Raw genomic sequence first — 12,341 nt, 5'->3', positions numbered from 1 at the left:
GATGGAAATATAATCAAATAAAGTTAATCTAACATAAAGTGAAACAATTGATGAGATTATTTATGTAAGTGCTTAGTCAAAAAATGTGAACATAAAAATGACAAATTTACACATTCAAGATAAAAAAAAGCTTTCTATGTGTATAATTTCGTAACACTTTTATATATGTAGGAGACTATTTGTCTGATTTAACGCTTGTACTATTGTCAGCCGGTAGTTCTAGTCGCTTTGACACCTCTGTAAAAAAACAGTGGTTGCGGATACAGCACAAACCTTTATGGCAGTTTGTAGCAGACAGGTTTGCTCACAGCGGGCTTTTTTCAAAAATTATTATTGTTTCATCCGAAGAAGATATTGCCTTTATGCAAAACTATGCCGATTACTCTTTTGTAAAAGGAGGCAGTTCCAGACAAGACTCTTTGCAAAATGCCTTACTACATGTAAAGAGTGAATATGTTCTTGTCAGTGATATAGCAAGAGCCTGTATCAGCGAAGATTTGCTTCAAAGAATACTTGCGCAAAAAGAAGAAGCTGACTGTATCGTTCCTTTTTTACCCGTAACAGACACCATAGTATATGAAAATACGACAATAGACAGAGACAAAGTCAAAAAAATCCAAACACCCCAACTCTCCCGCACTAAAATACTTCAAAAAGCCCTGCAGACACCTACTGAATTTACAGATGAGAGCAGTGCCATTGTTGCCTACGGAGGAACCCGCACCTTTGTTGCAGGGGATGAAGATGCCTGCAAGATAACTTTTACCCATGATTTAAACAGGCTTCCATGCCTCGAAGCACCATCAAGTGACATTTTAAGCGGCAACGGTTTTGATGTCCATGCTTTTGACGAAAAAGGAAAAATGTTTCTTGGTGGTGTAGAGATAGATGCTGATTACGGATTTAAAGCCCACAGTGACGGAGACGTTGCTCTGCACGCACTTATAGACGCCCTTTTAGGGGCTGCAGGCATGGGTGATATAGGCATGCTTTTTCCGGACAACAACAGTGCCTACAAAGGTATAGATTCAAAAGAACTGTTACGGACAGTCGTGACAAAAATCTATAACTACGGTTTTGAAATTGTCAATGCAGACATTACAATAGCCGCACAAAAACCAAGACTTGCAAACTATAAAGATGCAATGAGAAAAACTATTGCAGAAATACTCAAAATCGACAAAGCAAGAGTCAATGTCAAAGCAACAACCACAGAAAAACTTGGTTTTATAGGCAGAAGTGAAGGTGTTGGAGTCATTGCCAATGCAAATTTAAAATATTTTAACTGGAAGATAATAGGATAACATGAAGATATTAATTATAGAAAATGAAGTGTATTTAGCCCAGAGTATTGCAACAAAACTAGGTGAACTTGGTCACACATGTGAAATGTGTACATCCACCAGAGATGCCATCGGGAGCAACAACTATGATGTTGTTTTACTCTCGACAAACATCAACGGACAGGATTTTAACCCGCTTATAGAAACATTTAAGAACTCTATCGTTATTTTAATGGTTTCCTACATTAGCAATGACACGGTTTCAAAACCACTGAGTGCCGGGGCAAAGGACTATATCCTCAAACCTTTCATGATTGAAGAGCTTGTACGGAAAATTGACCATTATCAGGATTATGAAAAACTCAAAAAACGCACTGAAGCCTATGAAAAATATCTTGCACACACATTTTCCAATACAAAACATGAACAGAATTTGGATGAAATTGAGTTGCCGCTTTTCGTATCATCCAATTTTCAAAAATATGCGGATGCATTCGCCTTTGAATATGCCCAAAAGAAAAATCTTCCCATACATTTTTTATCATTAAGTGATTCAAAAGCATTAAGTGAGATAGCTTCGCTGCCACAAAATTCAATTATATATATCATTGATTATCAGGCACTCAAAAAAAGTGATAAAAAACGTTTTTGTGACCTGATACAGGGGAAAAAAGCCATTATCGCCAGCAGCGATAAAATTGAGGAAGTCGCCTACCCTGTTATAGAGATAAAAAGCGACAGCAATGTTTTTGACAAAGGAGAAATCCTGCCTATAGAAGATTATGTCAAATTTATTGTTTTAAACTATCAAGACAAATACCCGGATACAGAATTGTCAAAAAAACTTGGGATAAGCCGCAAAAGTTTATGGGAAAAAAGAAAAAAATATGACATCATCAAGAAAAAATAAAACAATTTATATAGACAAAGAAGCTGCTTCTGTTCTTGAACTCGTTGCAGAAGGGCTTTTGGCCCCTGTAACAAAACTTATGAATGAACAGGAGTCCAAGGAAGTCCTGCAAACCGGTCTTGTAAACGGTCAGTCTTTCCCCTTCCCTTTTATATTGGCTCCTTCGGGCAAAAAGAATGAAAAAATCATTCCTACCTTGGAGCCGGGCGAAGAAGTTACTATTATCTGCAATGGTAAAGAGTTTGCTGTGCTGTGTGTCGAAGAAACTTTTCAAATTAATCCCAAGGAACGGGTAAAGCATATTTACGGCACTGATGACCTCACCCATCCGGGTGTCATGGCCACCATTAAAAGAATAGGCACCTGGGCACTTAGCGGAAACTATACCATTCTCAGTAAAACAAAACACAAAAACAAAATAAAAATCCAAAAAGCAAAAGAACTCATAGGAGCAAAACACACCTCCTCTTTGATGATGGGAGTCAACCCGCTTCACCGTGCCCATGAAAGGCTGATTCGCCAAACACTTGAAAGTACCGATCTGCTTGTTATATTTTTACTCAAACCTTATGACAATGCAAATTTAAAGTATGAAGTACGGAAAGAAGCATTAGAATATTTTATCAATAATTTTCTTCCTAAAAACCGGGTAATTATTATTCCTCTTGAAAACAGCTATATCTTTGCAGGCTACAATGAAATTATTGTCGATGCAATTGTCGCAAAAAACTATGGCTGCGACAGACTGACCATTGGCCGTAATCATGCCGGTTTGGGCATGTTTTATGACTGTAATTCAAACAAATCGATCATAGACAAAGTTACAGGCATAGATATTGAGATTACCGTTGCAAGTGAGTATGTGTACTGTGATGAGTGCAAAACGCTTGTGAGCAAAAATACCTGTCCTCACGGACAGCATCATCAGATCTCTTACCATGCGGACTCAATTTTGGCACTTTTGGAGGCAGGACTTTTACCTCCTGCTGTTCTTATACGGAAAGAAATTTCATCATTTTTACTTTCTAAACTCTTTCCGAACAGGTTTAAAAATCTTGAAAAACTCTATTATGACACTTTTCCGGTAAAAGGTTTGCTTGAAGAACATACAGAAAAAGATTTTTATCTTGAGTTAATGAAACTCTATCAAACAACATCACTGACATAAGGAAAACAATGAACTGGTTTTTTCTCACTTTAGGCTACAGCGGACTCTCTCCTAAAGCTCCCGGAACTATGGGAACACTGGCTTCACTGCCGCTTGGTATGGCAATACTTGTCTATTTTGATGCAACTACACTTTTTTTGGCGGCACTGCTTATTTCGATTATAGCCATTAAAGTTATTAACAAATATGAAGATGAAACAGGCAATCATGATGACCAAAGAATAGTGATAGATGAACTTGCCGGGATGTGGTTTGCACTCAGTGTTGCACCCGCTGTCGGTGTTGCAAGCACTGAGATAACGGATCTTCAAAATGGGTTTTTGGTGCAGGCACTTCTCTCTTTTGTTCTTTTTCGATATTTTGATATAACAAAACCCTCTATTATAGGGAGAATAGACCGTGAAGCAAAAGGCGGCGTCGGCGTGATGGGAGATGATATTATTGCAGGTTTTGCGGCCGGAATCTCCTCAGCTGCGCTTTGGCAGGGATGGCTCTACATCAGTAAAATGATATAAAACATCCCCCGTCAATGCCATTAAGTTAAGCAAATCAATACTTTCTCGGAACCGGTACTTCAGTGCCGGCTGTTACAATAGTCTTGCCACTCTCAGCCCGGACTAAAGTCCGTGTTGCGAAAAATCAATATATCTCCTTTACCCGTCCTACTTCGCCACTCATCAAACGGACTTTAATACCGTGAGGGTGTGTTGCAGATTTTGTAAGAATATCTCTGACAATCCCGTCTGTTAAATAGCCGCTTTCCTGATCCTGCTTTAAAACGATGGCAACAGAAGCACCCTGTTTGATATCTGCTCTTTTCGTACCCTTATTCATGTTCATCCTTTGTTTCATTATAAATTGAGAGAGACGGAAAGGCAAATTCTAAAGAGTTTCTTTCAAAAATTATCATTATTTTTTCCATAACATCCTGCTTCGTCTTCAGCCACTCTTCCCACTCCACTGATTTTGAAAAACAGTATACAAGTATGTTAATGCTTGAATCTGCAAACTCGTCAAGATACACAAGCAGTGTCTTTTTGACACCTTCAAGATCATCTTTAGAAACAAGTTTTGCTATATGTCCATACTCAATCTCATGCTCATATTTTGTATTTTTTGTTGCAATTTTCGGATGATTTTGCAGCATTTCTCTGATTTCCTTGATGGCATTTTTAATATCTTCCTGTCTGGAGTCATATTTTACACCCAGTTTCATCTTTATTCTGCGTCCAAGTTTTCTTTTGTTCCAGTTTTTTATATCTTTGGATGCAAAGGTGCCGTTTGGAATGGCAATAAGAGCATTATCAAAGGTTCTTAGTGTTGTCACACGCAGACCGATTTCAACAACAACACCCTCTTTGCCGTCAACTTCTATCCAGTCGCCTTGTGAAAATACATCGCTGAAAAGGACAGAGAGTGTTCCAAAAAAGTTTGAAATTGTATCTTTTGCTGCAAAAGCAACCGCAAAACCACCAATTCCAAGACCAGAAAGTACAGCGGTCAAGTCAACACCGGCAAAATACAGAACAATCAGCAAACCGATAATAACAATAAAGAAATTGATAATTTTCAATCCGACATTAATCAGTTCGCTTTTTATATTTGATTTTTCTTTTTCAAAAGTATTGAGCTTGATAATGGCTGCCGTATTGACAATAATATAAATAATATATGTAAAATAAAAGCCGTATATCATGTTAAATATACGACTTACTTCCTCTATGGAGCTGAAATTATTGTAAACATATATGACCATGTTTACATTAATAATCAGGATGAGGATCTCTATACTTTTACGCAGTTTCTCAAGAATCTGTTCAGAGTATCTGCTTAAAAAGTCTATTTGAAGAAACAGTTTTTGCAATGCGATATAAAAAACTTTTCTTAAAACATAAATTACCAAAATCAGCAAAAAGATAATAATAAGCTTCACAACACTCAGTCCGTACGACTCTAAAAACCCATCTACAGCTTTCACCACCGTAAAGGAGTTAATAAAAACAACAGGCTTGATTATATGGTATTTGACATATTTGTTCAGTCGGTAGAGTTTATTCTCTGCTTTGTATAAAAAGGCTATAAAATCACTGTTTATCTCCTGCAGCGCATAGTATTCCTCTATATTTTTTTTTGCCGCTTTTAAGATGGGAGAAGGATCTTTGAGTGCCAAAATATGTTTATAGTCTTTTGCTGTAATTTTACTCAGGGCTTCTTGATTCTGTGCCGTATAAACATTTAATTTTTCTTCAAAATCCTGAATATTCGGTACATCCAACGACAAAAGTACATTTTTAATCAATATGTTCTGATTTTTGACAATTTCATACGACTTCAACTGTGCCTCATCTCTGATTACGGCATATCCGTTACCCAGCCGTCTGTTAATCGCAATGATTTTTTTCAGTGAAAATATTTCCTTGCTGAAATCCTGCACATTCTCAATATACTGCTGTTTGTTTGAGATGATAGTATTGAGTTCCTGATCATACATGTACTCCTGTTTTTGCAGTAAATTTTCTATCTGCTCCTGGGAGAGATTTGCATCATTCATCTGATACACCAGCTGTAACTGTGCATCTATAAAATCTGAGTATTTTACCTTTGCACTCAATGTCCCGGCAAATATAAAAACAAAAGCCAGTAAAATTAATTGAACTTTTTTAATTGGAAATCCTTTATTATATACCTTCAGCTATCATAGCATCAGCTACTTTTTTAAATCCTGCAATATTTGCACCATCAACATAATTCCCCTCTACGCCATAGTCTTTTGCCGTAAGCGCCACCCGTTTACAGATCATCTGCATCGTCTCTTTTAATTTAAAATCTACCTTTTCATAACTCCATTTACTCATAGAAGCATTTTGACTCATCTCAAATTCACTCACAGCCACACCCCCTGCATTGGCAGCTTTAGCCGGTGCAAAGCATACTTTATGCGATTGCAGCAAAGCAATAGCATTTGGAGTCGATGGCATATTCGCACCCTCAGAAACACTCACACAGCCGTTTTCTATAAGGTTTTGTGCATCCGCTTCAAAGAGTTCGTTTTGCGTAGCGCACGGAAAGGCCGCATAACATGGAATATTCCAAACAGCATGCTCCCCTTCAGGGTACTCTGATACAGGCGTATATTTTGCCTCTGTATGTGTCTGTACATACATTTCCAAAGAATTGCTTCGATTCAGTTTTAACTCTTTTACCAGAGCCAGGTCAATCCCTCTTGGATCATACACTGTCCCGTGAGAATCCGAACATGTCACTACAACAGCACCAATCTCCTGCAGCTTTTCGATTACATGTAAAGCAACATTTCCAGCACCGCTGACTGTGCATATTTTTCCCTCAAGCGGCTCTTTGTTTTCAATTTCAAGCATACTCTGTGTAAAATAGACCACCCCGTAGCCTGTTGCTTCGGGACGCATTAAAGAACCTCCGAAAAAATAGGGTTTTCCGGTCAAAGCACCTTCGTATGAAGATGTAATCTTTTTATACTCTCCAAAGAGATAGCCGATTTCCCTGGCACCGACTCCAATGTCACCGGCAGGAACATCTATGCGCGGCCCGATATATTTATGCAACTCTGTCATAAAGGCTGTACAAAACTTCATAACTTCAAAGTCACTTTTTCCTTTTGGATCAAAATCACTCCCCCCTTTGGCACCACCTATAGGTAACCCCGTCAGTGAGTTTTTTAAAATCTGTTCAAAACCCAAAAACTTCAAAATCCCTTCATTCACACTCGGATGAAAACGGAGTCCTCCTTTATAGGGTCCGAGTGCGTTGTTAAACTGTACTCTGTATCCTGTATTTACCTGTATTTGATTATTGTCATCCAGCCAGGTCACTTTAAACTTTATAGTTCTGTCAGGAACGACCAATCTGTCTAAAATTCCGAATCTGCTGTATCTCTCATCAGACTCAAGCAACGGGGCAATCGAGTAAATCACCTCCTCCATCGCCTGGTAAAATACATTGTTTTCAGCACAGTTACCATGCTCAAATTTTTTAATTTCTTTCTCTGCTATCGACAAAAAGAATCCTTTATAAACTACTATTGTGAAGGAATTGTAGCACAAGCTGGAAAAAAAGTAAAAACTATTGAAAAAAGTCACAAATTTATCATAAAAGCCCTTGCTTTAAGTCAGTCATAATATATAACATATTATTATGTGACAATCTTGTGATTTACTTATAAGGAACATATTCATGTTTAGAAACAAAAGCATAAAAGAACTGATGTGGCTATTAACAATAGTTATTGTTATATCTCTCGTCGGTGCAGCCGGATTTACATATTATGCGCTTAACAGCATAGAAAAAGAGTTCAATGAGATAAAAGAGAGTTCCATTGACACATCTCTGACTATCTATGATATAGAAAAAAGAATGAACTATATCAGCAGAAATGACAGAGATGTTATGCTTGGCGGTGATATTGAAAAAGACAAAAGAGAGCTCAGAGAAAATATCAGTGCAATTGCAGAAAATTTCAAAAAACTTGAAAAAGTGTCCAAAAACGGTTCCAATGCAGAACTTCTGAAAAAGGCAAAATATTCAACACTGAAATTTATCAATGAAGCCTACAAATATATAGATTCTTTAAGCACTGATGATATTAAAAACAACAAAGAAGGCATTTACCACGTTTATCATCAAAAACTCTCGCCTTTGGCTATGGAGTCACGAAAATATTTTAAAACATTTGTAAAAAACAAAAAAGAACAATTTATAAAAGATATGAAAGCCATGAGAAGCGCCATAACATTTTACAAATTATTTGTACTTGGTTCAAGTCTCCTTATTATCATTATATTATTTTTGCTCACTACAAAAATCAGAACTTCCATAGTTTCGGGTATCAACAGATTCAGATGTCTGATAGAGACTGCTTCCAATGGTGATTTCAGCAAAAAGAATGAAATCAGAACACAGGGAGACACCGAACTTGATGCTATGGGCAAAGCACTCAAAATCCTTATAGAACACACTGAAAATATGATTCATGAAGTAAATACTGCTATAACAAATGCCTCCCAGGGTGACTTTTCCAAACCTATCTCTACTGAAGGAATGCACGGAGAGTTCCTGGTTGCTATCAGAAATGTCAGTAAAAGTATAGATTTTATGCGTGAACAGTATCAAAAAGCACAAAGAGACTCTTTTAACTCAAAACTGAGTGTAAAAAGCGTCAATGTGTCCGAATCTCTTACCGTTATTCAATCTGATTTAAAAACAAATATAGAAAAAATCAAAGAAGTAACACATGCTACAGATTCTGCTGCAAAACTTGCAAATGACTCTCGGGCAAATATCAACACTGTTGTCAATGGACTGCATGAACTCAATGAACAGGTAGGTACAAACCATTCAAATATAGACGAACTTGCTTCACAAACAAATAATATTACATCAGTCATCGAGCTTATTACCGATATTGCCGATCAGACAAATCTTTTAGCTCTTAATGCTGCCATAGAAGCAGCCCGTGCAGGTGAACATGGTCGAGGATTCGCAGTTGTAGCAGATGAAGTCAGAAAACTTGCAGAACGTACACACAAGGCTACAAGCGAAATTTCAATCTCTATAAAATCACTCCAGCAGGGTATGAGCGAAATTCAGACAAGTTCTGAACTGATGAAAGAGACAGTAGATGCCTCTACCGCTAAAATAGAAGAGTTTGAAACGACACTCATTGAACTGAGTGACTCCTCAACAAAAATTGTAGACCAGTCATACTATATGGAAAACAGTATATTTATTGTACTGGCAAAAATAGATCATATTTTATATAAATCACGAGCATATAACTCTTTGATTTCTTTGAAAAAAGTACTCAAAGCAGTCTCTTCTCATGAATGTAATCTTGGAAAATGGTATGATCATGAAGGAAAAGAACGATTTAGCAATACTTCGGCTTATCCGCAAATAGCACAACCTCATAATATTGTCCATGAAAATGCAAACAAAAATCTTGCATTCCTTGATAAAACAAACGCGCAAGAAGAGGTATTGGAACATGCTCAGGATATTTTACACAACTTCGAAGATATGGAAAAAGCATCAGAAGAACTCTTTATACTTCTTGACACTATGCTGAGTCAAACACAAAGAGAAGAATAAGCTCTTTGTTTACTCCCACTCCTCATATTTGGAGTGAGAGTGCTTGTCTTTTTTATACCGTTTGGCATTTTTACTTTTCTCCAACTGGTTTATACTGTAAAGCAGTTCTTCTTTAATATTATCAATATCTTCATCAGAATCTTTATAGCCTATCATTTTTTTTACGAGCTGTTGCAGATCCTGCAGTTCACCCTTGTACAGTTGCACCTCTTCCACCCGATTGAGCAGTTTCAGCGCATTGTCAATCTTTTTATTGTACTTTTCATGGTCCAGGGCATCGCTGTTTAGCAAGTAGGACAAAATACTTTTTTTAAATCTTTCCAGTGCTCGGATATACCGAAGCCTGTTTGCATTCTCGATTGCTTTTTTAGATGCTGCCATTGTAAGCCTATTATTTATTTATGAGTATAATTATACAAGAGATTTCTAAGAACTCGAACAATATTTGGAGAAAATACCATGAAAAAAGCAATTTTACTGCTGATGCTCTTTGCTCTGTCCTTAGCAGCAGAAGTAAAAAATGAATATATTTCACAAGAATTACTCAAGCAAAATATTCCTATCGTAGATATCAGAACACCGGGAGAATGGAAAGAGACCGGTCTTTTAAAAGGTGCAATTCCTATCATGTTTTGGGATGCAAGAGGAAACTATGATGTAAGAAAATTTTTAAATGAATTACATAAAAAAGTTGACACCACAAAACCTTTCGCCCTTATCTGCCATACAGGCAGCAGAACTTCCATAGTCGCGCCGTGGCTTGCAAAAGAGTTTGGGTATAAAGTAATCAACCTCAAAGGTGGAATGGAGTATGCAACCAAAGGGTTACATCTCAAAACAGTATCCTACAGGCAATGAGTCGATTAAAAACAGTTTTAAAATTTCTTCTTTTTCTGACACTCCGAATTGTGATAACATTCGGAGTGCTTGGATTGCTGATTTTTCTTCTCTGGGGTGCTCTTTATCTTATTTTTTACTAAATCCGAATCAGAGTAATGATTTTATAACATTACTGACCCCTTGGTGCAGATTATAATTGGCTATTGGAAAGTCCAGACTTTCATTTTCCAAGTTCACCGTATACCTGCTTAAATATGTCCCTAACTCATTCAAGTCTATCGGTGTGTACTGCTCACATTTCTCCTCTTCAAGTTTTGTCCGTACTAATTTATTTGCCTCATTAGAGTGTGCAAGGGTAAAAGCCAGTGTTTTCAAACTCAAAAAATCACTCCATCGAAGAAAAATTTCGGGAGTCAACGTCTCTATATACTCTCCTTCCGGTGTAAACAACAGGTCATTGTCCCGCAAAGGAATCAGTACCGATAAAATTGCACGTGAAAAGGGGGCCACTTTATCACTCCAAAATGGTGACTCATTTCTTGTTTTGAGCTCTTTTTCAATTTCATTTACTATCGTATCTAGACTTTCATTTTTAAAAAGTTCATATGTTTTTTGTTTCATACCCTCATCCATGTAATATTTTTTATAATCATACACTTTTAGTATATAATTTCACATTTAAAAAGGAGCAATAGTATGAAATTACATAAAAGTTTTATCACAAACCTCACTGCGCTGTTTCTTGTTGGAATATCTTTTATAGTGCCTTTATACAAAGAAGCTTTATTATATGCAGGTCTGTTTGCACTCTCTGGTGCCTTGACAAATCAGTTGGCAATTCACATGCTCTTTGAAAAAGTACCTTTTTTGTATGGTTCCGGTGTTATCGTAGAGAGATTTAAAGCATTTAAAAGTGCTATAAAAAATCTTATCATGAATGAATTTTTCACAAAAGAACAGCTGGAAAAGTTTTTTGCCAATGAAGAAAAAAAAATAAACCTTGTACCTATCATAGAAGAGACAGATTTTACACCTGCTTTTGATGCTTTAAGCAAAACAGTAATGGAGTCCTCTTTTGGCGGCATGTTAGGGATGTTCGGCGGAGAAAAAGCCTTGAGCACTTTAAAAGAACCTTTTACAAACAAACTCAAATCAGCAGTCATAAAAATAGTCACATCCAAAGCATTTAATAACACCCTGCAACACCACCTTACCCATTCATCATTAAATGACGATATGATACAATCAATCGAACGGGTTGTAGATGCAAGACTAAGTGAACTGACGCCTCAAATGGTCAAAGAAATCGTACAAAAAATGATACATGAGCACCTTGACTGGCTGGTTGTATGGGGTGGTGTGTTTGGAGGGCTGATCGGACTACTGAGTTCTTTTATACTATAGAAGTTTAAACAACTTCTATAGTTACATCATCACCTACACTCAACACATCGCCTGCTCTTATTTTGGCTCGTTTTCGCAGTTCAACTTCTCCATTACGGGTCACATATCCGTCAGCTACAATCATTTTTGCCTGTGCGCCGCTGTCTACAAGATCTAACACTTTTAATAATTTATACAACTCTATATACTCATCTTTTAACTCAAATTTCATCTACTCTCCTCTTTATAATTTTCAGTTTTTCTGACCGTGATAATTTTTTTATTTCATATTCACGTTTTGAAGCACTGCTTCTGTTTGTATGTTCTTCATTATATACCAATCTTACCGGTCTTCTGATTTTAGTATATTTTGCACCTTTTTCTGAATAGTTATGTTCAGAAACCCGTCGTTTCAAATCTGTTGTTATCCCTGTATACAGGCTATTATCACTACATTGTAAAATATATACATAATATACCATTTATACGTCCTTTCATCAAACTATATCATAACTACAGTATCATTTTGTAACAATTTCTTAAAAATATATGAATTTAGTTGTAAATAACAAAAAGTTATAATATAATAAAGACTTAATTTATCACAAATTGGTCACTTTTTTTTAATATAGGA

14 protein-coding genes are annotated in these 12,341 nt (G+C 36.6%); 7 read left to right on the top strand and 7 right to left on the bottom strand.

The features are described from left to right. The first annotated feature begins 179 nt into the window (after nucleotides 1-179). From ACM66U_RS04095 to ACM66U_RS04080, 4 genes are read left to right on the top strand one after another with little or no spacing between them, the layout of a single operon-like run. Nucleotides 180-1,304, top strand: coding sequence for a bifunctional 2-C-methyl-D-erythritol 4-phosphate cytidylyltransferase/2-C-methyl-D-erythritol 2,4-cyclodiphosphate synthase (locus ACM66U_RS04095; RefSeq protein ID WP_346388520.1), 1,125 nt, complete (start codon nucleotides 180-182; stop codon nucleotides 1,302-1,304). 1 nt (nucleotide 1,305) lies between these two features. Next, nucleotides 1,306-2,193, top strand: a complete 888-nt coding sequence (locus ACM66U_RS04090) for a response regulator (RefSeq protein WP_418641198.1) — start codon at nucleotides 1,306-1,308, stop codon at nucleotides 2,191-2,193. Then, the gene (locus ACM66U_RS04085; protein ID WP_346388519.1) at nucleotides 2,171-3,361 is read left to right on the top strand and encodes a sulfate adenylyltransferase; all 1,191 of its coding nucleotides are present in this window, start codon (nucleotides 2,171-2,173) and stop codon (nucleotides 3,359-3,361) included. Before ACM66U_RS04090 ends, ACM66U_RS04085 begins: the two co-directional genes overlap by 23 nt. Nucleotides 3,362-3,369: 8 nt before the next feature. Continuing rightward, nucleotides 3,370-3,876, top strand: coding sequence for a phosphatidylglycerophosphatase A (locus ACM66U_RS04080; protein WP_151900732.1), 507 nt, complete (start codon nucleotides 3,370-3,372; stop codon nucleotides 3,874-3,876). 124 nt (nucleotides 3,877-4,000) lie between these two features. Here ACM66U_RS04080 and ACM66U_RS04075 read toward each other — a convergent pair whose 3' ends face one another. From ACM66U_RS04075 to gdhA, 3 genes are all read right to left on the bottom strand, one after another. Next, nucleotides 4,001-4,195 (bottom strand): YwbE family protein, encoded by a 195-nt coding sequence (locus ACM66U_RS04075; RefSeq protein WP_151900733.1) that lies wholly within the window; start codon nucleotides 4,193-4,195, stop codon nucleotides 4,001-4,003. Continuing rightward, nucleotides 4,188-5,972: a mechanosensitive ion channel family protein gene (locus ACM66U_RS04070; RefSeq protein WP_418641197.1), complete on the bottom strand. Its 1,785-nt coding sequence runs from the start codon at nucleotides 5,970-5,972 to the stop codon at nucleotides 4,188-4,190. Before ACM66U_RS04070 ends, ACM66U_RS04075 begins: the two co-directional genes overlap by 8 nt. A gap of 67 nt (nucleotides 5,973-6,039) precedes the next feature. After that, the gene (gdhA, locus tag ACM66U_RS04065) at nucleotides 6,040-7,395 is read right to left on the bottom strand and encodes an NADP-specific glutamate dehydrogenase (RefSeq protein ID WP_418641196.1); all 1,356 of its coding nucleotides are present in this window, start codon (nucleotides 7,393-7,395) and stop codon (nucleotides 6,040-6,042) included. Nucleotides 7,396-7,570: 175 nt separating this feature from the next. Here gdhA and ACM66U_RS04060 point away from each other — a divergent pair, with 175 nt between their 5' ends. After that, nucleotides 7,571-9,484: a methyl-accepting chemotaxis protein gene (locus ACM66U_RS04060; protein ID WP_418641195.1), complete on the top strand. Its 1,914-nt coding sequence runs from the start codon at nucleotides 7,571-7,573 to the stop codon at nucleotides 9,482-9,484. 9 nt (nucleotides 9,485-9,493) lie between these two features. Here the strand turns inward: ACM66U_RS04060 and ACM66U_RS04055 are convergent, their stop codons facing one another. Further along, nucleotides 9,494-9,865 carry a hypothetical protein gene (locus ACM66U_RS04055; RefSeq protein ID WP_151900736.1) on the bottom strand — a complete coding sequence of 124 codons (372 nt, stop codon included), beginning with the start codon at nucleotides 9,863-9,865 and terminating at the stop codon, nucleotides 9,494-9,496. 78 nt (nucleotides 9,866-9,943) lie between these two features. Here ACM66U_RS04055 and ACM66U_RS04050 point away from each other — a divergent pair, with 78 nt between their 5' ends. Next, nucleotides 9,944-10,342 (top strand): rhodanese-like domain-containing protein, encoded by a 399-nt coding sequence (locus ACM66U_RS04050; RefSeq protein ID WP_151900737.1) that lies wholly within the window; start codon nucleotides 9,944-9,946, stop codon nucleotides 10,340-10,342. Between the two features lie 129 nt (nucleotides 10,343-10,471). Here ACM66U_RS04050 and ACM66U_RS04045 read toward each other — a convergent pair whose 3' ends face one another. After that, nucleotides 10,472-10,945, bottom strand: coding sequence for a hypothetical protein (locus ACM66U_RS04045; protein WP_418641194.1), 474 nt, complete (start codon nucleotides 10,943-10,945; stop codon nucleotides 10,472-10,474). 75 nt (nucleotides 10,946-11,020) lie between these two features. On the opposite strand from ACM66U_RS04045, the gene ACM66U_RS04040 reads away from it, so the two are divergent. Further along, nucleotides 11,021-11,728, top strand: a complete 708-nt coding sequence (locus ACM66U_RS04040) for a DUF445 domain-containing protein (protein WP_418641193.1) — start codon at nucleotides 11,021-11,023, stop codon at nucleotides 11,726-11,728. A 4-nt stretch (nucleotides 11,729-11,732) separates the two neighbouring features. Here the strand turns inward: ACM66U_RS04040 and ACM66U_RS04035 are convergent, their stop codons facing one another. Together ACM66U_RS04035 and ACM66U_RS04030 are read right to left on the bottom strand one after the other, a co-directional pair. Further along, complete coding sequence (locus tag ACM66U_RS04035) at nucleotides 11,733-11,939, bottom strand: RNA-binding S4 domain-containing protein (RefSeq protein WP_151900740.1); 207 nt, start codon at nucleotides 11,937-11,939, stop codon at nucleotides 11,733-11,735. Further along, nucleotides 11,929-12,189 carry a GIY-YIG nuclease family protein gene (locus ACM66U_RS04030; RefSeq protein ID WP_151900741.1) on the bottom strand — a complete coding sequence of 87 codons (261 nt, stop codon included), beginning with the start codon at nucleotides 12,187-12,189 and terminating at the stop codon, nucleotides 11,929-11,931. Before ACM66U_RS04030 ends, ACM66U_RS04035 begins: the two co-directional genes overlap by 11 nt. Nucleotides 12,190-12,341 lie beyond the last annotated feature (152 nt).

This window comes from Sulfurimonas sp. ST-27 (assembly GCF_048081595.1).
Classification (GTDB): domain Bacteria; phylum Campylobacterota; class Campylobacteria; order Campylobacterales; family Sulfurimonadaceae; genus Sulfurimonas; species Sulfurimonas hydrogeniphila.
This window is presented reverse-complemented; position numbering and strand designations above follow the sequence as displayed.

Excerpts from the sequence above, each read along its gene's own strand:
- ACM66U_RS04090 (WP_418641198.1), top strand. The coding sequence starts at position 1,306 with ATGAAGATATTAATTATAGAAAATGAAGTGTATTTAGCCCAGAGTATT.
- ACM66U_RS04085 (WP_346388519.1), top strand. The coding sequence starts at position 2,171 with ATGACATCATCAAGAAAAAATAAAACAATTTATATAGACAAAGAAGCT.
- ACM66U_RS04080 (WP_151900732.1), top strand. The coding sequence starts at position 3,370 with ATGAACTGGTTTTTTCTCACTTTAGGCTACAGCGGACTCTCTCCTAAA.
- ACM66U_RS04075 (WP_151900733.1), bottom strand. The coding sequence starts at position 4,195 with ATGAATAAGGGTACGAAAAGAGCAGATATCAAACAGGGTGCTTCTGTT.
- ACM66U_RS04060 (WP_418641195.1), top strand. The coding sequence starts at position 7,571 with ATGTTTAGAAACAAAAGCATAAAAGAACTGATGTGGCTATTAACAATA.
- ACM66U_RS04055 (WP_151900736.1), bottom strand. The coding sequence starts at position 9,865 with ATGGCAGCATCTAAAAAAGCAATCGAGAATGCAAACAGGCTTCGGTAT.
- ACM66U_RS04050 (WP_151900737.1), top strand. The coding sequence starts at position 9,944 with ATGAAAAAAGCAATTTTACTGCTGATGCTCTTTGCTCTGTCCTTAGCA.
- ACM66U_RS04045 (WP_418641194.1), bottom strand. The coding sequence starts at position 10,945 with ATGAAACAAAAAACATATGAACTTTTTAAAAATGAAAGTCTAGATACG.
- ACM66U_RS04040 (WP_418641193.1), top strand. The coding sequence starts at position 11,021 with ATGAAATTACATAAAAGTTTTATCACAAACCTCACTGCGCTGTTTCTT.
- ACM66U_RS04035 (WP_151900740.1), bottom strand. The coding sequence starts at position 11,939 with ATGAAATTTGAGTTAAAAGATGAGTATATAGAGTTGTATAAATTATTA.
- ACM66U_RS04030 (WP_151900741.1), bottom strand. The coding sequence starts at position 12,189 with ATGGTATATTATGTATATATTTTACAATGTAGTGATAATAGCCTGTAT.